8 protein-coding genes and 4 tRNA genes are annotated in these 22,847 nt (G+C 49.3%); 6 read left to right on the plus strand and 6 right to left on the minus strand.

All coding sequences use genetic code 11. The features are described from left to right. Nucleotides 1–9 precede the first annotated feature (9 nt). The 6 genes from ACOMG9_RS09455 to ACOMG9_RS09480 all read right to left on the minus strand — a co-directional run bounded on the left by ACOMG9_RS09455 (nucleotide 10) and on the right by ACOMG9_RS09480 (nucleotide 3,457). A tRNA-Met gene (locus tag ACOMG9_RS09455) sits at nucleotides 10–86 on the minus strand. Nucleotides 87–133: 47 nt separating this feature from the next. Continuing rightward, nucleotides 134–210 (minus strand) — tRNA-Met (locus ACOMG9_RS09460). A gap of 47 nt (nucleotides 211–257) precedes the next feature. Beyond that, nucleotides 258–334 (minus strand) — tRNA-Met (locus ACOMG9_RS09465). Nucleotides 335–381: 47 nt separating this feature from the next. After that, a tRNA-Met gene (locus ACOMG9_RS09470) sits at nucleotides 382–458 on the minus strand. 147 nt (nucleotides 459–605) lie between these two features. Continuing rightward, the gene (gene acs / locus ACOMG9_RS09475; RefSeq protein WP_448216732.1) at nucleotides 606–2,558 is read right to left on the minus strand and encodes an acetate--CoA ligase; all 1,953 of its coding nucleotides are present in this window, start codon (nucleotides 2,556–2,558) and stop codon (nucleotides 606–608) included. Between the two features lie 218 nt (nucleotides 2,559–2,776). After that, complete coding sequence (locus ACOMG9_RS09480) at nucleotides 2,777–3,457, minus strand: response regulator transcription factor (RefSeq protein ID WP_448216733.1); 681 nt, start codon at nucleotides 3,455–3,457, stop codon at nucleotides 2,777–2,779. Between the two features lie 334 nt (nucleotides 3,458–3,791). Between ACOMG9_RS09480 and ACOMG9_RS09485 the strand changes: the two genes are divergently transcribed. The 6 genes from ACOMG9_RS09485 (at nucleotide 3,792) to ACOMG9_RS09510 (ending at nucleotide 22,785) form a co-directional block, all read left to right on the plus strand. Further along, nucleotides 3,792–7,568, plus strand: coding sequence for a PEP/pyruvate-binding domain-containing protein (locus tag ACOMG9_RS09485; protein ID WP_448216734.1), 3,777 nt, complete (start codon nucleotides 3,792–3,794; stop codon nucleotides 7,566–7,568). A gap of 73 nt (nucleotides 7,569–7,641) precedes the next feature. Continuing rightward, nucleotides 7,642–10,875, plus strand: a complete 3,234-nt coding sequence (locus ACOMG9_RS09490) for a PEP/pyruvate-binding domain-containing protein (protein WP_494530123.1) — start codon at nucleotides 7,642–7,644, stop codon at nucleotides 10,873–10,875. Between the two features lie 164 nt (nucleotides 10,876–11,039). Continuing rightward, complete coding sequence (locus tag ACOMG9_RS09495; RefSeq protein WP_448216736.1) at nucleotides 11,040–11,534, plus strand: hypothetical protein; 495 nt, start codon at nucleotides 11,040–11,042, stop codon at nucleotides 11,532–11,534. Between the two features lie 77 nt (nucleotides 11,535–11,611). Then, nucleotides 11,612–15,307: a PEP/pyruvate-binding domain-containing protein gene (locus ACOMG9_RS09500; protein WP_494530124.1), complete on the plus strand. Its 3,696-nt coding sequence runs from the start codon at nucleotides 11,612–11,614 to the stop codon at nucleotides 15,305–15,307. Between the two features lie 121 nt (nucleotides 15,308–15,428). Next, entirely contained in the window at nucleotides 15,429–19,007 is a 3,579-nt protein-coding gene (locus ACOMG9_RS09505; protein ID WP_494530125.1) for a DUF4116 domain-containing protein, read from the plus strand. Nucleotides 19,008–19,182: 175 nt separating this feature from the next. Continuing rightward, nucleotides 19,183–22,785 carry a PEP/pyruvate-binding domain-containing protein gene (locus ACOMG9_RS09510; protein ID WP_494530126.1) on the plus strand — a complete coding sequence of 1,201 codons (3,603 nt, stop codon included), beginning with the start codon at nucleotides 19,183–19,185 and terminating at the stop codon, nucleotides 22,783–22,785. The last annotated feature ends 62 nt before the right edge of the window (nucleotides 22,786–22,847 follow it).

Below are 22,847 nucleotides of genomic sequence, written 5' to 3' on the forward strand. Positions count from 1 at the left end.
GCTTGTATTTGGTAGCGGGAGCCGGATTCGAACCGACGACCTTCGGGTTATGAGCCCGACGAGCTACCAGGCTGCTCCATCCCGCATCGAAATCTGTGCAACAGTTGTCTGGTGGTCAACTGTCGTTGTAAGTTGGTAGCGGGAGCCGGATTCGAACCGACGACCTTCGGGTTATGAGCCCGACGAGCTACCAGGCTGCTCCATCCCGCACCGAAATCTGTGCAACAGTTGTCTGGTGGTCAACTGTCGTTGTAAGTTGGTAGCGGGAGCCGGATTCGAACCGACGACCTTCGGGTTATGAGCCCGACGAGCTACCAGGCTGCTCCATCCCGCACCGAAATCTGTGCAACAGTTGTCTGGTGGTCAACTGCCGTTGTAAGTTGGTAGCGGGGGCCGGATTCGAACCGACGACCTTCGGGTTATGAGCCCGACGAGCTACCAGGCTGCTCCACCCCGCATCAACGAGGAGCGCATAGTATGGACGATGATCCCTAAAGTCAATAAAAGATTAAAATGCTGCGGTTAATAACTATACCAAGGGTGAGACAAAGAGCTCCGGAATGCAGAGCTCTCTGTGGGTTTAAAATCTCAGTCCGGGAACAAGGTCAGCCCGCTAATGCGCGGTCCCTGATGAGCGTTTCTACAACAGAAGGATCCGCCAGTGTCGATGTATCTCCCAGACTTTCATACTCGCCTGAGGCAATTTTGCGCAGGATTCGGCGCATAATTTTGCCGGATCGGGTTTTGGGGAGTCCCGGAGCCCACTGGATGATATCCGGTGAGGCTATAGGGCCGATTTCCTTGCGAACCCACTGTCTTAATTCACTCTGGAGCTCTTCTGAATACTCAGACTCGGCTATCAGTGTTACGTAGACGTATATTCCCTGCCCCTTGATATCGTGAGGGAAGCCAACAACAGCAGCTTCGGCAACATCATGATGAGAAACCAGAGCGGACTCAATTTCAGCAGTGCCCATGCGGTGACCGGAGACATTGAGAACGTCATCAACACGCCCCGTGATCCAGTAATAGCCATCATCATCCCTGCGGGCGCCATCACCCGTGGTGTACATACCCTTAAAGCTGGAGAAGTAGGTTTGAACAAAGCGCTCATGGTCATTAAAGACGGTCCGGGCTTGTCCGGGCCAGCTATCGAGAATAACCAGGTTGCCTTCCTGTTCGCCTTCGAGAATACGACCATCGTTATCAACCAGGGCGGGTCTGATACCAAAGAATGGGCGAGTTGCAGAACCGGGTTTCAGATCGGTGGCGCCGGGGAGAGGTGTCAGCATAGCCCCTCCCGTTTCTGTCTGCCACCAGGTATCTACTATGGGGCAGTTTTCATTGCCGATGGTTTTGTAGTACCAGTTCCATGCCTCGGGGTTGATCGGTTCTCCTACGGTGCCCAGAAGTCTGAGACTGGAGCGATGAGTGTCTGCAATAGCCGCATCACCTTCAGCCATTAGCGCCCGTATTGCCGTGGGGGCGGTGTAAAGAATATTAACCTGATGTTTGTCGATGACCTTGCTGACTCTGTTGCAGGCCGGGTAGTTGGGTACACCTTCATGCATAACCATGGTGGCGCCATTCAGAAGTGGGCCATAGGTGACATAGGTATGGCCTGTAATCCAGCCAATGTCAGCGTTACACCAGAATACTTCACCCTCCCGATAGTCAAAGACATACTGATGGGTCATGGATGCATAAACCAGATAACCGCCAGTGGTGTGAAGAATGCCTTTAGGTTTGCCCGTGGAGCCGGAAGTGTAGAGTATAAACAGTGGGTCTTCCGCGTTCATCGCTTCAGGCGTGCAGTGAGGTGAAGCCATGGTCGTCAGATCCTGCCAGCTCAGATCACGACCATCCTGCCAGTAAACCGTTTCACCGGTGTGTCGCAAAACAATGACCTTTTCAACGCTGGTCACTTCCGGGTTTTCGAGAGCTTGATCAACGTTCTTTTTGAGAGGAACTTTTCGTCCACCCCGAATGCCTTCATCAGCGGTAATAACCAGCCTGGCGTTGGCGTCGATTATTCTTCCCGCCAGGGCTTCGGGTGAAAAGCCACCGAAGATGACTGAGTGAATGGCGCCAATGCGTGAACAGGCCAGCATCGCCACTGTGGCCTCTATGACCATTGGCATGTATATGGCGACAACATCACCTTTGCCAATGCCCTGACTCTTAAGCCCATTGGCTAACCGACAAACTTGTTCGTGAAGCTCCTGGTATGTCACTTTTCTGGGGGCATTGCCTTCTTCATCCGGTTCCCAGATGATGGCAACCTGATCGGCTTTTTTGTTGAGGTGACGATCCAGACAGTTGAAAGAGGCGTTGGTGGTGCCGTCGAAGAACCATTTGATATCGACATTTTCATGATCGAACGACACCTTCCTGATCTGAGTGTATGGAGTGAACCAGTCGATTCTCTTGCCATGCTCTCGCCAAAACTTTTCGGGGCTGACGACTGATTGCTGGTACATCTCAAGATAACGTTTGTTATCTGCCAATGTATTCTCTCGTTGGACCTCAGTTACCGGGTACACACGCACTTCGTTCATAATGAATCCCTGGTTTATTTTAATTGTTCTTGTGATTGTTCTTCTGATTGTTCTTCTGGCAGTGTATTGATACGGTGTTTGTAGTTTTTAGCATTGTGGTGTCTGAATGTCATCTTAAGGCGATACTTCCATAAAGAAATCAGACTTTGTCACCATAATTCTATTCTCATCGCTCACAGCGCCTGTATCCGTCAGGGCTATATTTGACCGTGAGTTGATTAAGCAGGAGGAGGGACAGCAGACGAGCCGTTGTCACCTGCGAAAGGCTGATCAATTTCCAGCTCGTTCATGGCAATCACAGCCTGGGTTCTGCTGCGAACGCCCAGTTTTTTGAAAATAGCTGTGATATGTGCCTTTATCGTGGCTTCTGATACTTCCAGTTCGTAAGCAATTTGTTTGTTCAACAGACCTTCACTAATCATGCCCAGAACTCTGAACTGTTGTGGCGTTAGTGTGGCGAGCTTTTCTTCCAGTTCGGACAGCTGTCCCTGTTCTGGCAGTTCGGGCAGCGATTCTGGTAGCCAGGTATCTCCCTCAAGCACCCGGCTCACGGCATTCTTCAGAACATCCAGTGGTGAGGATTTCGGGATAAAACCCTGAGCGCCATGATGCAGTGAGCGATGGATGATCTGGGCATCCTCAGAAGCGGAAACAATAACAACAGGGACCTGCGGATACTGTCCCCTGAGAAAGATCAGACCAGAAAGGCCATGAGCACCCGGCATGTTGAGATCAAGAAGGATCAAGTCAGGCGATGGCACCTGTTCAAGGACATTCTGCAGGGCTGCGATGGACCCGGCTTCATAAATTTCAGGATTATCCAGCCCCTGACGCAGAGCTGCCTGTAATGCGGCCCTGAACAGAGGGTGGTCGTCTGCAATGATGATCTTGTATTCCATGGACTCAGAGTGCCAATTACCTGGTCAGTGATGGAGGCTGACCGTTGTTATTGTTTTGCAAGCCGACCCTGACATCACGTCCCGGCTGTGTCCTGAACAATGTTTGTATCGGCCGCAGTTGTTTGGATCTTTGGTTTTTGGAACCTGTCGGGATTTTCTCAAGAGTCTTTTCATTGGCATTCAGAAGACTGGATTCTTTATCCTGATCAAATTGCGTACTTCAGGACGACGGGTGAACTTTATAAAAAAATCATTGTCGAAAGTTATATAAGTAATCGTTCTTTGCAGTAGCGATTAAATCGGGGAAGAACAATAACATAGGGGGGGAATCCTGATGCAACTATCTACCTTTACTTGTGGCCTGTTAAATCGTCAAAGCCCGACAACTCAATCCGATCAGGTTGCTGAGGTTAATCGTGCACCTGCAAAAAAGTATTTCAGTGTTCTTGATCCCGATGGCGTACCCGATCCAAAGTCACTCACCAGGCGCACCTGCCGCTCACGTCAGGCTGCTGACCGTTCTCCTGGCAACCGGGAACAGCTCGGCGGCAAGGGTATGTTTTTGCAGCGTATGAAAGAAGCCGGTCTGTCTGTTCCCCCCTTCAAATGTGTTACTGCCCAGGTTATGAATGCTCTGGAACAACACCCTCTGGATAGCCATCGTTTAGCCCGCTATCTTCCTGGAATCGACCCTCAATGGGGCTCAGAGACCAGCCTGACGAACATCCGGGAATACCTCAATACCTTGCCGCCTTCGGAGCAAACCAAAAGGAATAACTGGTTGGCGGGTCTGGCAGAATTTATTGCCAGTGATGACTATTACCAACAGGTTAAAGATTCTGAAGCGGCCCAACATATCAGGGGGCTGCGCCGACAGTTGGACCGATCCTCCAAATCAAAGCCCGTTATTGTCCGCAGTTCCGGCATCAATGAAGATAACTACGGCGATGCCCAGGCGGGCAAGTACCTCTCTAAAGTTCAGAATGAAGACGATGTTTTGCGTACCTGTCTTGAGGTTATGGCCTCGGGTTACCGGCCTGAAGTCTGCCCCGAAGGTGTACCGCAACCCATGGCGCTGATTATCCAGGAGTGTATTGACTGCCTGTATGGCGGGGTCGGCACGAGTTTTCAATCCTCTCAGGATAAAACCATCAGGATTGAGTACACGCGCGGTCAACCCAGAGGCGCAGTGGCAGGGCAGTTTGGTAACACGCCTCACCGCATCGATATTTTTCGCGAGGATCGCAAAAAAGAGGCTGGCCGCTGTCAATACTTTCCCGGGACGATCTCAAGCCACTTTATCCTGGAAAAGAACAATAACGGCTATTCGGAAAAAAGAATTGATGATGCCGATGTCCAATCAAACGAAGGTGGACAGCGACTCACTGATAAAATGGTTTCTAAACTCAGAAAGGCGCTGACAAAGCTCGAAAATCTGTTGCTCTGCCCTGTGGATGCAGAGTTTGCTATCGACCCTGAGGGTCGCTGTTTCGTGGTGCAGGTGCGCCCTGTTACCCAACTTTCTGGCGATATGGTTTTTGCCATGCCCATACCTGAAGAGGCTCTGGCCATTGGCGAGGGTATCAGCGAAGGCTTCTGCACCGGACCACTCTGGCTGGCCAAACGACAAGCGGCAGACTCTATGCCGAAGGGAGCCATTGTCGTAGCTGACCACGCTGAAGATTGGATGCTTGAGCGCAAATTCCTGGAACGGGCAGGAGGGTTTGTCCTGGCCGAAGCAGGGTTCAATGATCATGTAGCGATCTCCCTGAAACAGGAAAAAGTACCCTTAATGCGGGCCGGTGAACAGTTTGCGGCATTGGCCGCTCAGGGTGGCCAACAGGCGACGCTGGCCTGCGCCCGTTTTAACGGTGAGCCCGGAGCCTTTATCGTTGCGGGTGACCTTTCCGGAAAGCTGACCAGTCACAGAAGCCTGTCTACTGCATTTTCTGATGAACTTTTAGCAGAGGCCGTCCCCTCAAGGGATGATTTGACCCCACCTGAAGGCACATTCCTTCAGGTGGCCAGTGCTTTTCAATGGCTTTCAGATCAAAATGCCCGCCTGTTGGCATTGTTTGCCCCCGGCGGCGGACTGGATTGCCTGGCAAACCCGGTAAAATTAAGCATGTCGCCACAACGATCAGAGCTACTCGCAAAAACTCAGGACAGCGTAATTCGACTGGTTGGTGGGGCTGAAGCTCTGCTGGATGGGTATCGGGCCTTCCTGAGTCTGGCGGGTAACGGTGATCTATCTCAGCTCAAGCCAAAGAGGAAAGAATTACCGCAACTGAGCAAACGTTTCGAAATGCTGAAACAGACTATTCAATCAGTGTTAGAGAGAATTATTCTGCCAATGCAAACCGCTGAAAAGGGGCAGGCATACCCGAGAGATTTTTGTCACTGGGTGGCAGACTGTCATCAGCTGCGATCCTGTCTTCAGGCACTGAATCCCGAGAGCGCTGTGCAGGTGCGAAGTGTCCATGAGCTGATTTTTGCCCTGCATCAGCGCTTCATAGATGCCCTGGCACCGGTCACTTTGGAGTCGGGTCAGGGCAGGCTACCTGAGGAGCAGGTTAGGGATAGCTCAAACTACAAACAGCGCATCACCTTTGTTGATTGCACAACTCCGGGCAAGTCGGGTGAAAAGGCACCACTATTGAGTCCGTCCGTCAAGGAATCCATCTGGCAGTTAGGGCGTAAAACGACTGTCATCAGCATGGATGATGCATTGATCGTTAATCTGAAATTAGGGGCAGGGGGGCATGTGGGCCTTGTTGAATTACTTGAAAACGCAGAGGGTGGAAAAGGACGAACCTTGCGGCTGAAATTTTCTGACGATTTCGATGCAGCTTGTAGTAATGGCAAGTTTCAGCGTGTGTGGTTTCTGGCACAACTTCTGAAAGCGATCAAACTGGATGAAAATGCTGCTGGCATGAAACTCGCGTGCAACCCTGTGGCGCGTGAATTAATTGTCGAATATCCGGGAATGAAAACACGTGAAGCTATGCAGGCTGCCTTTAAAAAACTGATGATTGTCTTAGAAGCTATATATGCTTTCGATATAGCCTTTGAAAGAGCAGTCATTCTGGAGGAATCTCGTTGGGATTTTAACCTGCTTGCGCAACGTCTTAATCCCGATGTTACAATAGAAACTGATGCATTCAACTTTCAACACTGCATTTTCGCAATACCTTATCTGAAGGTTAGCCGCATTACTATTAGTCCCGCTTGCCGCCAGTTATTAAACAACCACCTTCAACAGATTGTTCATTTTGCTGAGCAGTTACATGAGTGTCGGGAATTAGTCGTTCGCGGGGAAAAACCGCAGGACAGTCTGAGGGAGATATTCAGAAGTGATGAGTTGAGTGAGAGCACCCGCAGGCAGCTGATACATCATTTTTTTTTGTTAGAAGCCCATTACTCTATTCCACCGTTTGAGGATTTTTATGACCGTTATAGAGACCAATACTATATTCTCAAACCAACACGCGATTTCAAGCCGACGTTTGCTGTGCCACCGAGTCAGTCTCTTTCGGATATTAAAGAAGAGGTCAGCAAAGCCCTGGTGAAGAATGGGCTGAAAGACGTCAGCCAAAGGATTCGAGGTGATAAAGAACTTGTATTGGAAGCCATTATAACAAGTCCGGAAAAACAGAGGCATTTTAGTGAAGAACTGAAGGAAGATAAAGATGTCGCCATCGCCTTAGTGTCTAATTGTGATTGTGAACTGGGATACCTCCGACCGAAATTCAAGGATGATTATGATGTTGTCAAGGCTGCTGTCAAAAAGTTTTCAAGATCTCTGCAGTTTGCCAGTGAAAGAATCCGAAGCGATAAAGACTTTATTAAAGAGCTGGTTGCTATAGATGTTGAATGTTTAAAGGATGTCAGGGAAAGCCTGTTGAGTGATCGCGAGTATATGCTCGACTTAATTGCAGTGGATCCTGGTGCTATCGAATATGCAGCTCTCAAGTTTATGTATGATCAGACTTTTATCGATGCAGCAAAGCTAAGAAATCCCAAAGTTATTAGATACATCGGGGGCCGTTTGGAGAATATCAGATTGACTCTGACAACATTGGTCGATGAAATGCGTTGTGGTATTTCTTAAGGCCAATGGGTGAACTTTATAAAAAAACCGTTGTCGAAAGTTAAGTAATCAATTTATTTAATGGCGGTGGTTGATGTTAGATACAACTTTTTTAAAAAAAACGGATCCACAAAGCCCGGCAACTCATTCCAATCAGAATAACGGGGCTAATAGTTCACCCAAAAGACATTTCGGTAATGTTAGTCCCGGAGTTGTTGTCGATCCAGCGCCACTGGCCGAACGCAGTTGCCGTTCACCGGCTGCTGACTGTTCTCCCGGCGACCGGGAGCAACTTGGGGGCAAGGGAATGTTTTTGTGGCGCATGAAGAAAGCCGGTCTGTCTGTTCCAGCATTTGAGTGTGTTACTGCTCAAGTCATGAATGCCCTTGAACAACAGCCTCTGGATAGCCATCGTTTAGACCGCTATCTCCCTGAGATTGGCTGTGTATTGAAGGCAGAGCCCAGCCTGACGAGCATCAGGCAATGCCTCAATGCCTTGCCGCCGTCAGAGCAAACTAAAAGGAATCACTGGCTGGCGGGTCTGGAACAATTTATTGCCAGTGATGACTATTACCAGCAGGTTAAAGATTCTGAAGCGGCCCAACATATCAGGGGGCTGTGCCGACAGTTGCACCGATCCTCCAAATCAAAGCCCGTTATTGTCCGCAGTTCCGGCATCAATGAAGATAACTACGGCGATGCCCAGGCGGGCAAATACCGCTCAGAAGTTCAGGGAGAAGAGGATATTGTGCGTACCTGCCTCAAGATTATGGCTTCAGCTTACCGGCCTGAAGTCTGTTCCGAAGGCGTACCCTCCCCCATGCCACTGGTCATCCAACAATGCATTGACTGCAAATACGGTGGGGTCGCCATGAGCTTTCAATCCTTTGAGGATGGCACCATCAGGGTTGAGTACACAAAGGGTCAGCCCAAAGGCGTAGTAGCAGGGCAGTCCGGCAACACGCCCCACCGCATCGATATTTATCGCGGGGATAGCAAAGAAGAAACTAAAAGCTTTCAATTCTTTCCCGGGAAGATCTCGAGTCACTTTATCCTGCATAAGGACAATAACGGCTACTCGGAAACCAGAATTGATGATGGCGATAGCCAATCAAACGACGTTGAACAACAACTTACTGATGGCATGATTTCAGACCTGAAGGAGATGGTGACAAAGCTGGAAAAACTGTTGCTCTGCCCCGTGGATGTGGAGTTTGCCATAGATCATCAGGGCCGCCTGCTCTTGTTGCAGGTGCGCCCTGTCACCCGACTCTCCGGCGGCCTCGACTTTGCCATGCCCATACCCGAAGAGACCTTGGCCATCGGCGAAGGTGTCAGCGAAGGCTACTGCACCGGATCACTCTGGCTGGCTCAAGAATCAGCGGCAGACTCCATGCCAGAGGGAGCCATTGTCGTGGCCCGACACGCTCAAGACTGGATGCTTGAGCCCGGGTTCCTGAAGCGTGCAGGAGGCTTTGTCACCGCTACAGGAGGATTCAATGATCATGTAGCGATCCTGATGAAACAGCAACAAAAAACCCTGATGCTGGCGGCTGGCCAGTTTGAGGCTGTGGCCGCTCTGGTTGGCAAACTGGCGACGCTGGCCTGTGCCCGCTTTAACGGTAAACCCGGAGCTTTTATTGTTGTCGGTGACATGACCGGGAAACTGCTGAGTCACCAAAGTCTATCCTCTGCTGTTTCTGATGTGCCGCCAGCAAAAGCCATCCCTTCATGGGATGATTTGTCCCTCCCGAAAGGCGCACTCCGTCAGGTCGCGAGTGGTTTTCAATGGCTCACGGATCAAAATGCCCGCCTGTTGGCATTTTTTGCCTCCGGCGGCGGACTGGATTGTCTGGCAAACCCGGTAAAACTGAGCATGTCGCCGCAAAGATCAAAGCGACTGGCAGAGACCTGTGACAGCGTAAATCTACTGGTTCATGGGGCTGAAGCGCTGCTGGATGGGTACGGTTTATTCTTGCAACTGGCTGGAGAGAGATGTTCATACAGTGTCGTGTCATTGCAGCATGAAGTAACGCAACTGATCAACCGGTTCGAGAAGCTGAAAAAGACCATTCAATCCGGGTTGAAGCGTATCACTCTTCCCATGCAAGCCTCCGACAAAGGACAGCTATCCCCGGGAATATTTCATCAGTGGGTGGCAGACTGTTATCAGCTACAATCCTGTCTTCAGGCACTCAGTCCCCGGAAGGCTGAGTGGGTCCGTAGTGTCCATGAGCTGATTTTTGCTTTGCATCAGCGCTTCGTAAAGGCGTTGGGACAGGTTACTCTGGACTCGGGTCAGGGCAGGCTATCTAAAATAAATGACATCACCTATGCTGATTGCACGACCCGGGGTGAAGAGGCTCCGCTATTGAGCCCGACCGTTGCATCCATCGATAAGTTAGAGTCTAAAGCGACTGTCGTCAGTATGGATGATGCCTTTATTGTTACCCTGGATCTTGGTGATCATAAGACTGTTATCGAGCTATTCGAGCATGCAGAGGGGGGAAAAGGTCGAACCTTTCGGCTAAAATTCTCTGACAAATTTTATAGCCCTGATGGCAGTGATGCACCTGGGAAGTTAAAACGTATGTGGTTTTTGGCGCGGTTACTGAAAGCAATCGAACTGGATAAAAATGCTGATGCTATGAAGCTAAGCTGCAATGCCGTAGTGGGAGAAATTACTGTCGAATGCGCTCGAATGCCACTGGTTAAAACCAGGCAGGATATTATTGTAGAACTGATGACGGCATTAAAGGTCATTAGCAATCTGGATTTATATTTAAATGGAAAAGTCATTTTTGAAAGAGATCAGTGGAACTTTAACTTGCTTGAACAACGCCTTAATGGCGATGTTACGACAGAAACTGATAGATTCGTCTTTCAACAATGCCTCTTCGTACTGGTTCATGGTACACGAAATTACATCACTGAAGATTGCTACCGATTATTAACCAACCCCTACCAACAGTTTATTGATCAGGCTCGCCGGTTGGCAGAGTATGATTGTAAACCGCTGCGCCAGCTTCGGGAAGTTTTAATGAATGACAAGATTACTGATGACACGCGCAGGAAACTCTTTCATCATCTTTTAACGTATAAGCCCAGCATCGCTAGTCAATTGACTGAGGATGTGTATCCCCATTTGAGAGATAAATACTTTGTTGTCGAACCATCACAAGGTTACGAACTGAGGTTTGCTGTTTCACCGGATCAGCCGCTTTGGCGGCAAAATAGAGAAAAAGTCGAAAAAGCCTTGCTGAAGCATGAGATTGAACATGCCAGTCAAAGGGTGCGAAAAGAATACTGGTTTTTATTTGATCGGTGAATTTGCGAATTCTACCGGTGCAAAGCCTGTTACCAGTCTGTTGTTGTTTTTACTACTGCGTGCCTGAAGCTGTCGGGGGAACTTTATAAAAACGTGATTGTCAAATTAAAGTAGCGGCTCGCCATTGAGTCATGGATGAATATTAACGTGAGAGGGATGTCTTTATGTTCACTTTACCACCTGCAAACATTGTCAGATCAGACTCTGAAAGTCTGGCTACTGTCCCCGATCAGAATACCGGTGCTGATAGTTCACACAAAAGGTATTTTGGCGATCTTAAAGCCACTGGTGTTCCCGAAGCAACGCCACTAGCCAAGCGCAATATCCAGGGCCTGGCACCACCTGTTGCCAGTGATGACTATTACGTACAGGTTAAACATTCCGAAGCGACCCTGGCCATCGGCGAGGAGGGCAGCGAAGGCTTGTGCACCAGACCAATCTGGTTGGCCAAAAAATGGGACGCAGAATCTATGCCAGATGGTGCCATTGTCTCGGCCCCATACATTGAAGACTGGATGCTTGAGCCTGAGTTCCTGGAACGGGCAGGCGGCTTTGTCCTGGCCAAAGCAGAACTCATCACTGACACTGTAGCGACCCTCATGAAAGAGAAAGGAAAAATTTTGATGCTGGACGTTAACGCTGGTCTGCCCCTGTTTTAACGATGAGTCTGGTGCCTTCGATCCGGGTGCCAGTCAAAGGGTGCGAAACGAATACATAACATGAAAGGGATATCTTGATGTTACCTGCAACTAGATTTGACATTTCAAACTCTCAAAGCGTGGCAACCGTTCCCAATCAGAATACTGAGGTCAACAGATCACCGGAAAGATATTTCAGTGGTCTTGATCCCAGTTGCGTTCGCGACCCAACGTCGATTACCGGGCGCACCTGCCGTTCTCCTGCTTCAGATCAGGCTGCTGGCTATTCTCCCTCCAAACGGGAACAACTCGGGGGCAAGGGGATGTTTTTGTTGCGCATGAAAGAAGCCGGTCTGTCTGTTCCGCACTTCGAATGTGTTACGACTCAAGTCATGCATGCGCTTGAACAACACCCTCTCGATCGCCATCTTTTAGAGCGCTATTTTCCCGGGTTTGTTTATGAACCGGCGACGGAGACCAGCCTGAAGAACATCCGGGACTACCTCAATACCATGTTGCCTTCAGAGCAAACCAAAAGGGATGACTGGCTGGCGGGTCTGGTGCAATTTATTGTCAGTGATGACTATTACCAGCAGGTTAAAGATTCTGAAGCGGCCCAACACATCAAGGGGCTGCGCCGACAGTTGGACCGATCCTCCAAATCGCAGCCCGTTATTGTCCGCAGTTCCGGCATTAATGAAGATAACTACGGCGATGCCCAGGCGGGTAAATACCTCTCGGAAGTTCAGGGAGATGAGGATGTTTTGCGTACCTGCCTCAGGGTTATGGCTTCAGCTTACCGACCTGAAGTCTGTTCCGAAGGCATATCATCCCCCATGGCGCTGGTCATCCAAGCGTGCATTGACTGCCAATACGGCGGGGTCGCCATGAGCTTTCAATCCTTTGAGGATGGTACCGTCAGGGTTGAGTACACAATGGGTCAGCCCAGAGGTGTAGTGGCAGGGCAGTCTGGTAACAGGCCCCACCGCATCGATATTTATCGCGGGGATAGTGAAGAAGAAACTAACAGCTTTCAATTCTTTCCCGGGACGATCTCGAGTCGTTACATCCTGCGCAAAAATGATAATGGCTATTCGGAAACAAGAATGGATGATGCCGATGCCCAATCGAACGACGTTGAGCAACAACTCACTGATGACATGGTTGCAGACCTCAGGCAGATGGTGACAGAGCTGGAAAAACTTTTGCTCTGCCCTGTGGATGTGGAGTTTTCCATAGACAATCATGGTCGCCTGTTTCTGTTGCAGGTGCGTCCTGTCACCCGACTCTCTGGCGGCCTGGATTTCGCCATGCCCATACCTGAAGAGACTCTGGCCATTGGCGAGGGTGTCAGCGAAGGCTATTGCACCGGACCACTCTGGCTGGCTGAAGAACAAGCCGCAGGCTCTATGCCAGAGGGAGCCATTGTCGTGGCCCGACACGCTAAAGACTGGATGCTTGAGCCCGGGTTCCTGAAGCGGGCAGGAGGCTTTGTTACTGCCACAGGCGGCTTCAATGATCATGTAGCGATCCTGATGAAACAGCAACGCAAAACCCTGATGCTGGCCGGTGACCAGTTTGAGTCCGTGGCCGCTCAGGTTGGCCAACAGGCGACGCTGGCCTGTGCCCGCTTTGAAGGTAAGCCCGGTGCCTTTATTGTTGCCGGTGACATGACCGGGAAACTGTTGAGTCACGGCATTCTATCCTCTGCTGTTTCTGATGAACCTTCAGCAAAAGCCATCCTTTCATGGGATGATTTGTCCCTCTCAGAAGGCGCACTCCGTCAGGTCGCCAGCGGATTTCAATGGCTCACGGATCAAAATGCCCGCCTGTTGGCATTTTTTGCCTCCGGCGGCGGGCTGGATTGTCTGGCAAACCCGGTAAAACTGAGCATGTCGCCACAACGATCAGAGCGACTGGCTGAGACCTGTGTCAGCGTAAATCGATTGGTTCATGGGGCTCAAGCGCTGCTGGATGGTTACGGGGCATTCCTGCAACTGGCTGTTAAGCAAAGTTCAGACAGAGTCGAGTCATTGCGGCATGAATTACCGCAACTGATCGACCGGTTCGGGATGTTGAAACAGGCCATTCAATTCGGGTTAGAGCGTATCACTCTTCCCATGCAAGCTGCCGAAGCAGAGAAGGTATCCCCCGTAAACTTTCGTCAGTGGGTGGCAGACTGTCATCAGCTACAATCCTGTCTTCAAGCACTCAACCCGAAAAGCGCTGAGCAGGTGCGAAGTGTCCATGAGCTGATTTTTGCCTTGCATCAACGTTTTGTGGAGGCATTGGCACCGGTCACTCTGGCTTCGGGTCAGGGTGAGGTATCCACGATTGATGAGATCATCTATGTTGATTGCACGACACCGGGTGCAGAGGCACCGTTATTGAGGCCATCCGGAAGAGCGTACATAGAAGGTTTAGAGCTTTCAGGAACTGTCGTCAGTATGGATGATGCCTTGATTGTTAACCTGAAGCTTGGAAGTCATATGAGCCTTGTCGAGCTGCTTGAACACACAGAGGGGGGTAAGGGACGAACCTTGCGGCTGAAATTTTCTGACCAGTTTCGAAGCCCTGATGGCAGTGGTGAGCAAGGTAAGTTAAAGCGTATGTGGTTTTTAGTGCAGCTACTGAAAGTGATCAACCTGGGTGAAGAGGCTGATAGCATGAAGCTGGGTTGTAACACCGTGGCGGGTGAAATTATCGTCGAGTACCCCGGTATGAAATCACGTAAAGCCATGCAGGATGCCTTTGAAAAACTGATGATTGTGTTAAATGGTATGGCTGAGCTTGATTTTTTCTTCAGGGACAGGCAAACATTTGCAGAAGATCATTGGGACTTTAGCTTGCTAGCGCAAAGCCTTAATCCCGATGTTATGACAGAAGCCGACAGATTCACTTTTCAATATTGTCTTTTTACAATGTATTATCTGAGGGATTTTTGCCGTATTAATCCCGAATGCTGCCAGTTGTTAAGCAACCACCTTCAACAGTTTGTTTATTATGCTGAGCAGTTGGGGAAGTGTTGCGCGTTGGTCTATTCCGAGAAAAATCCGGAGGACAGTCTGAGGGAAATTTTAATGAGTGTTGAGATTAGTGAGGATCTCCGCAGGGAGCTCTTGCATCATTTTTTATTATCAGAACGCCATTACTCTATAGGACTGATTGAGTATTTTTATCCGGATTTGAGAGGTCAATACTTTATTATCAAACCATCACGCGATTACGCGCTGACCTTTGATGTTCCACCGTCTCAGTCGCTGCTGGATATCAAAGGAACGTTGAAGGAAGCCTTGGTGAAGGGTGGGCTGGAATATGTCAGCCAAGGGATTCGAAGTGATAAAGAGCTTGTATTAGAAGCCCTGGCAGGGCATCCATCTGATGTGAAATATGCGGGTAAGGAGCTGAGGGGTGATAAACAGGTTGCCATAGCCGCAGTCACCCGGAGAGGCTGTCTCCTGTTTGACGTCAACTCGAAACTTCAGGATGATGATGACGTTATCAAAGCCGCTATCAAACAGAATCCAGGTGCTCTGGAGTTTGCCAGTGAAAGAATCCGAAGGGATAAAAGCATTATTAATAGTGTGATTAAACATGGCGTTTTTTACTTGCAAGATGCCAGTGAAACTTTGTTAAATGATCGCGAGTATATGCTTGACTTAATTGCAGAGTATCCTGAAGCATTCCAATATGTGGCTTCCGGGCTTAAAAGTGATCAGAATTTTATCGATTCAGTAATGTTTAGAAACCCCAAAGTTGATAAATACATCAGATATTTTTTAGATAGTGTCTGATCTGTTCTGACAGCAATGGCCAGTGCAAGCTGCGTTGCTAACTTATTGGTTGTAAGATCATAAAAAACTCCGGGGTCAGCTAATAAACAACAGAAAACATTAACATAAGAGAGATGTCATAATGTTAAATGCTGATTTTGGTACATCAAAGCCTCCAATTCTGAGAAGGATTCCCAATCAGAATAACCGAGCTGATAGTTCACCCGAAAAGTATTTCATTGACCCTCAGTCCTTTGGCATTCGATCCATTCAAACTCCTTTATCCCGGCGTCTCTGTGGTTTGTCTGATTCAGATCAGGCTGACACACTCCGCGAACAACTTGGAGGCAAGGGGATGTTTTTGTGGCGCATGAGCAAAACCGGTTTATCTGTTCCGCCATTCCAATGTGTTCCAACCGGGGTCATGGCTGCTCTTGCACGTTATTCTCTGGATACCCGTCGTTTATCCCGCTATCTTCCCGGGATTGACCACGGACAGCAGGCACAGACCAGCCTGACGAAGATCAGGGAATACCTCAATGCCTTGCCACCTTCGGAGCAAACCAAAAGAGATAAATGGTTGGCGGGTCTGGCAGAATTTATTGCCAGTGATGACTGTTACGAACAGGTTAAAAATTCTGAAGCAGCTCAAAAAATCAGGGATCTGCGTCGTCAGCTGGATGGACCCTGCACATCACAGCCGGTTATTGTCCGCAGTTCCGGCATTAATGAAGATAACTTCGGCGATGCCCAGGCGGGCAAATACCTCTCGGACGTTCAGGGAGATGAGGATGTTTTGCGTACCTGCCTCAGGGTTATGGCTTCAGCTTACCGACCTGAAGTCTGTTCCGAAGGCATACCCTCCCCCATGGCACTGGTCATCCAACAGTGCATTGACTGCCAATACGGCGGGGTTGCCATGAGCTTTCAATCCTTTAACGATGGTACCGTCAGGGTTGAGTACACAAAGGGGCAGCCCAGAGGCGTAGTGGCAGGGCAGTCTGGTAACAGGCCCCACCGCATCGATATTTATCGCGGGGATAGCAAAGAAGAAACTGACCGCTTTCAATTCTTTCCCGGGACGGTCTCGAGTCACTTTATCCTGCAAAAGGACAATAACGGCTATTCAGAAACAAGAATTGATGATGCCGATGCCCAATCAAACGACGTTGAGCAACAACTCACTGATGACATGGTTTCAGACCTCAGGCAGATGGTGACAGAGCTGGAAAAACTTTTGCTCTGCCCCGTGGATGTGGAGTTTGCCATAGACCATCAAGGTCGCCTGTTTCTGTTGCAGGTGCGTCCTGTCACCCGACTCTCTGGCGGCCTGGATTTCGCCATACCCATACCCGAAGAGACCCTGGCCATCGGCGAGGGTGTCAGCGAAGGCTATTGCACCGGACCGCTCTGGCTGGCTGAAGAAGCAGCGGCAGACTCTATGCCAGACGGAGCCATAGTGGTGGCCCGACACGCTGAAGACTGGATGCTTGAGCCCGGGTTCCTGAAGCGGGCAGGAGGCTTTGTCACTGCCACAGGAGGGTTCAATGATCATGTAGCGATTGCCATGAAACAGAAACGAAAAGCCCTGATGCTGGCCGCTAGTCAGTTCGCGGCAGTGGCCGCTAAGCCTGGCCAACAGGTGACGCTGGCCTGTGCCCACTTTAACGGAAAGTCCGGAGCCTTTATTGTTGCCGGTGACATTACCGGGGAGCTTGTGAGTCATGGAAGCCTGTCTGATCTGCCGCCAGTAAAAGCCGTCCCGTCACGGGATGATTTGTCCCCCTCAGACGACACATTCCATACGGTCGCCAGCGGTTTTCAATGGCTCACGGATCAAAATGCCCGGCTGTTGGCATTTTTTGCCTCCAGCGGCGGGCTGGACTGTCTGGCAAATCCGGTAAAACTGAGTATGTCGCCACAACGATCAAAGCGACTGGCAGAGACCTGCGACAGTGTAAATCGGCTGGTTGATGGGGCTCAAGCTCTGCTGGATGGGTATGGGACATTCTTGCAACTGGCTGGTAAGAGGTGTTCACACAGGGTCAGGTCATTGCGACAAGAAGTACCGCAATTGAACGACCGGTTCGCAATGTTGAAAAAAAACATTCTATCCGGGTTAAAGCGTATTATTCTTCCCATGCAAGCCACTGAAAAAGGGAAGCTATCCCCGGTAATGTTTCGTCAGTGGGTAGCAGACTGTTGTCGGCTACAATCCTGTCTTCAAACACTTAACCCTGAGGAGGCTGAGCAGGTCCGGAGTGTCCATGAGCTGATTTTTGCCCTGCATCAGCGTTTCGTGAAAGCGCTGGCACCAGTCACTCTGGCCTGGGGTCAGGACAGTCTGTCCATAAAAAGGAAAATCACCTACGTTGATTGCACGACCCAGGGTGAAGAGGCGCCGCTGTTGAGGCAGTCCAGCAGAGCATTCATGGAAGAGTCAGGGCTTTCAGGGACTCTTATCAGTATGGATGAAGCCTTGATTGTTAACCTGGATCTTGGCAGCCATGTTGGCCTTATCGAACTGCTTGAACGCGCAGAGGGAGGGAAAGGACGCACCTTGCGGCTGACATTTTCTGACCAGTTTGTTAGCACTGATTACGCAGGTAAATCCGGCAAGTTAATGCGTATGTGGTTTCTCGCGCAATTACTGAGAGAGATCAAACTGGCTGATAATCCTGATAACATGAAGCTAAGTTATAACGCCGTAGCGGGTGAAATTATCGTCGAATGTTCCCGAATGACAACACGTCCAGCTATGCAGGATGCCTTTGAAAAACTGATCACTGTCTTACCTGCTATGTCTGATCTGGATCTGCATTTGAAGTGCAGTCCCATTTTTGAAGGAAGTCAGTGGGACTTTAACCTGCTTGCACAACGCCTTGAACGTGATGTTGCCACAGGAGCGGATAAATTTGCCTTTCAACATTGCCTTTTTGTCATGTTTTATCGGATTGCGGGTGGTCAATACTCGACTGCCGCTTTCTGCTGGCTGTTAAGCAAACACCAGCAAGAGGTTGCTCATCATGCCCGCCGGTTGGGCGCGTGTCAGTGGTCGTTGTTGCTTAAGAACAAACCGAAAGAGAGTCTGCGGGAAATCTTAATGAGTGATGAGATGAGTGAGGATATCCGCAAGGAACTCTTACATCATTTTTTATTATTCGATCCCAAAAGCGCTACCCGATTGGTTGAACAACTGTATGACCTGGGAGATCAATACTTTGTTATCAAGCCATCTTATGGTTACAGATTGGAATTTTATGCGCCACCTCAGCCACTGTCTGGAGATCATAAAGAAAAGGTCAGGAATGCCGTGCTGAAGCATGGTTTGGAATATGCCAGCCAACGGGTTCGCAATGATAGAGACTTTGTATTACCCGCCATTTCAAAACATCCCAAACAACTGCAATATTTGAGTGTGGAGCTGAGGAATGACAGCGATATTGTTATGGCCGCTGTCGAAAAAAATCCCTTAGCTCTGAATTATGCCAGTGAAAGACTCCGAAACGATAAAAACATTATTCGAATGGCCATTGCTGAGAGTACTTATCCCTTATCATTTGCCAGCGAAAAGGTTTTGAGTGATCGCGAGTGCATGCTCGACTTAATTGCAAAAAATCCTCAGGCTTTCCATTATGCTGCTGTAAAGCTTAAAGATGATAAAAAATTTATCAATGCCGCAAAACAAAGAAACCCCGAACTTCGTAAATACCTCAGATAATCTGCAAATAAGGCCTGACCGATTCAGAAAATGTGGACCAGTGCCAACCCTGTTGTTGTTTCTACTGCGTGCCTGAAGCTGACGGGGGAACTTTATAAAAACATGATTGTCAAACGTAAAGATAATCACCAGTCGTTGATTCATGGATGAATATTAACGTGAGAGGGATATCTTTATGTTACCTTTACCACCTGCAACCATTGGCAGATCAGATTTTCAAAGTCTGTCAATTGTCCCCAATCATAAGACTGAGGCTGATCGTTCAGCCAAAAAGTATCTTGGTGATCCTGAACCCGCTGGCGTTCCCGACACAAGGTCACTAGCCAGGCGCAAATGCAGCTCACCTGTTGCAGATCAGGCTGCTCATTGTTCTGTTGCCAACCGGGAACTGCTTGGTGGCAAGGGAATGTTTTTGCAGCGCATGAAAGCAGCCGGTTTGTCTGTGCCACCGTTTCAGTGTGTGACAACTCAGGTCACCAATGCGCTGGAACAATACCCTCTGGATAGCCAGCGTCTGGAACCCTGTTTCCCCGGGATCGGCAATGAACCGGAGGCGGGGATCAGTCTGGCAAACATCAGGGAACGCCTCAATGCGTTCCTGCCTTCAGAACAAATCAGAAGAGACAGCTGGCTGGCGGGTCTGGCGAACTTTATTGCCAGTGATGACTTTTATGAGCAGGTTAAAGATTCTGAAGCGGCCCGACAGATCAGGGATCATGGACTATCAACATCAGGGCCGCTTATTGTCCGCAGTTCCGGCATTCATGAAGATAACTATGGCGATGCCCAGGCGGGCAAATACCTTTCGGAAGTTCAGGGAGATGAGGATATTTTGCGAACCTGTCTAAAGGTTATGGCCTCAGCTTACCGGCCTGAAGTCTGTTCCGAAGGCATACCGCAACCCATGGCGCTGATTATCCAGGAGTGTATTGACTGCCTGCACGGCGGAGTCGCCATGAGTTTTCAATCCTTTGATGATGATACCGTCAGGGTTGAGTTCACACGGGGGCAGCCCAGAGGGATAGTGGCCGGGCAGTCCGGTAACAGGCCCCATCGTATTGATATTTTTCGCAAGGAAGGCGCCGACAGCTATCAATACTTTCCCGGGACCATCTCGAATCATTACATCCTGCGCAAAGACAATAATGGCTATTCGGAAATAAGAATGGATGATGCCGATGCCCAATCAAACGACGTTGAACATCAACTCACTGATGACATGATTTCAGACCTCAGGGCGATGGTGACAAAGCTGGAAAAACTGTTGCTCTGCCCCGTGGATGTGGAGTTTGCCATAGACCATCAAGGTCGTCTGTTCCTGTTGCAGGTGCGTCCTGTCACCCGACTCTCCGGCGGCCTGGATTTCGCCATGCCCATACCCAAAGAGACCCTGGCCATTGGCGAGGGTGTCAGCGAAGGCTATTGCACCGGAACACTCTGGCTGGCTGAAGAACAAGCGGCAGACTCTATGCCAGAGGGAGCCATAGTCGTTGCCCGACACGCTAAAGACTGGATGTTTGAGCACCGGTTCCTGGAGCGGGCAGGAGGCTTTGTTACTGCCACAGGCGGCTTCAATGATCATGTCGCGATCCTGATGAAACAGCAACGCAAAACCCTGATGCTGGCCGGTGACCAGTTTGAGTCCGTGGCCGCTCAGGTTGGCCAACAGGCGACGCTGGCCTGTGCCCGCTTTGAAGGTAAGCCCGGTGCCTTTATTGTTGCCGGTGACATGACCGGGAAACTATTGAGTCACGGCATTCTATCCTCTGCTGTTTCTGATGAGCCTTCAGCAAAAGCCATCCCTGCATGGGATGAATTGTCCCTCTCAGAAGGCGCACTCCGTCAGGTCGCCAGCGGATTTCAATGGCTCACGGATCAAAATGCCCGCCTGTTGGCATTTTTTGCCTCCGGCGGCGGGCTGGATTGTCTGGCAAACCCGGTAAAACTGAGCATGTCGCCACAACGATCAAAGCTATTGGCAGAGACCTTGGGCAGCGTAAATCGACTGGTTCATGGGGCTCAAGCGCTGCTGGATGGGTACGAGGCATTCCTGCAACTGGCTGTTAAGAAGAGTTCAGACAGAGTCGAGTCATTGCGGCAAGAATTACCGCTGCTGAGCGACCGGTTCGGGATGCTGAAACAGACCATTCAATCCGGGTTAGAGCGTATCACTCCTCCCATGCAAGCCGCTGAAAAAGAGAAGGTATCCCCGGTAAGCTTTCGTCAGTGGCTGGCAGACTGTCATCAGCTGCAATCCTGTCTTCAAGCACTCAACCCTAAAAGTGCTGAGCAGGTGCGAAGTGTCCATGAGCTGATTTTTGCCTTGCATCAGCGTTTCGTAAAAGCGCTGGCACCGGTCACTCTGGCTTCGGGTCAGGGTGAGATATCTACGATCAACGACATCACCTATGTTGATTGCACGAGTGCGGGCGCAGGGGCGCCGTTATTGAAGCCGTCCGACAAAATATTCATTGAAGGATCAAGGCGCTCAGGGACTGTCGTCAGTATGGATGATGCTCTGATTGTTAACCTGAAGCTTGGCACTCATATGAGCCTTGTCGAGCTGCTTGAACACGCAGAGGGAGGTAAAAAACGAACCTTGCGACTGACATTTTCTGATCAATTTGATAGATCTGATGATTTTGATATATCTGATGATTTTGATATATCCGGCAAGTTCCGGCGCATGTGGTTTCTGGCGCAATTATTGAGAGAGATCAAACTGGATGAAAATGCTGATAGCATGAAGCTGAGTTGCAACGCTGTTGCGGGTATAATGACCGTCGAATGCCCCCGAATGAAATCAACTCAAACCATGCAGGCTGCCTTTAAAAAACTGATGATTGTGTTACGTGCTTTGAGTAATTTGGATATTCGTTTGAATTACGGACCCATTTTTGAAGGAGGCCAGTGGGACTTTGACCTGCTTGCCCAGCGCCTTAATCGTGATATTGCGACAGAAGCGGATAGATTCGCCTTTCAACGTTGCCTTTTCTTAATGTCTTTTCAGAATAAAAGAGAGTGGTCCCATATTGCTCCTTGCTGTCAGTTATTAAGCAGATACCATCAACAGTTTATTTATTATGCTCATCGCTTATGTGTTTATTTTTTGTCATTGGAAAGTCGGGAAAAACCTGAAGAAACTGCGCGGGAAATCTTGATGAGTGATGAGATGAGTGAACAGACCCGCAGGGAACTCTTGCACCATTCTATATTATTTAATCCCATAAGTACTATTAGATTGATTGAGGAAGTGTATGACATCGGATATCAATGCTTTGTTATCAATCCATCTTGCAATTACAAATTGGAGTTTTATGTACCACCGGACCAGCCACTTGAGGATCGTAGAGAAAAGATCAGGAATGCCGTGCTGAAGCATGGATTGAAATATGCCAGTCAACGGGTTCGAAATGATAAATACTTTGTATTACCCGCCATTACAAAAGATCCCTTACAACTGCGAGATTTGAGTGAGGAGCTGAGAAATGATAGCGATGTCGTCAAGGCCGCTATCGCAATGTCTTCCATATTTCTGTTTCATGCAGGTGAGAGAGCCCGAGGGGATATAAAGGTTATTCGAGTGGCCATTGCTAAGAATATTTCCAGCTTATCATTGGCCAGTGAAAAGATTTTGAAGGATCGCGAGTGTATGCTCGAATTAATTGAAATAAATCCTCAGGCTTTCAATTATGCTGCTTCTGAGCTTAAAGGTAATAAAGCTTTCATCAATGCAGCAAAACAAAGAAACCCTGAAGTTCATGAATTCCTCAGATAATCTGCGAACCAGGTCTGATCGATTCAGATAATGTTGACCAGTGCCAACCCCGTTGTTGTTAT

Source organism: Endozoicomonas sp. PH6C (assembly GCF_059322965.1).

What these genes read in the sequence shown, in the direction of transcription:
- ACOMG9_RS09495 (WP_448216736.1), top strand. Translation starts at nt 11,040, where the DNA reads ATGTTCACTTTACCACCTGCAAACATTGTCAGATCAGACTCTGAAAGT.
- ACOMG9_RS09505 (WP_494530125.1), top strand. Translation starts at nt 15,429, where the DNA reads ATGTTAAATGCTGATTTTGGTACATCAAAGCCTCCAATTCTGAGAAGG.
- ACOMG9_RS09485 (WP_448216734.1), top strand. Translation starts at nt 3,792, where the DNA reads ATGCAACTATCTACCTTTACTTGTGGCCTGTTAAATCGTCAAAGCCCG.
- ACOMG9_RS09480 (WP_448216733.1), bottom strand. Translation starts at nt 3,457, where the DNA reads ATGGAATACAAGATCATCATTGCAGACGACCACCCTCTGTTCAGGGCC.
- ACOMG9_RS09500 (WP_494530124.1), top strand. Translation starts at nt 11,612, where the DNA reads ATGTTACCTGCAACTAGATTTGACATTTCAAACTCTCAAAGCGTGGCA.
- acs (WP_448216732.1), bottom strand. Translation starts at nt 2,558, where the DNA reads ATGAACGAAGTGCGTGTGTACCCGGTAACTGAGGTCCAACGAGAGAAT.
- ACOMG9_RS09510 (WP_494530126.1), top strand. Translation starts at nt 19,183, where the DNA reads ATGTTACCTTTACCACCTGCAACCATTGGCAGATCAGATTTTCAAAGT.
- ACOMG9_RS09490 (WP_494530123.1), top strand. Translation starts at nt 7,642, where the DNA reads ATGTTAGATACAACTTTTTTAAAAAAAACGGATCCACAAAGCCCGGCA.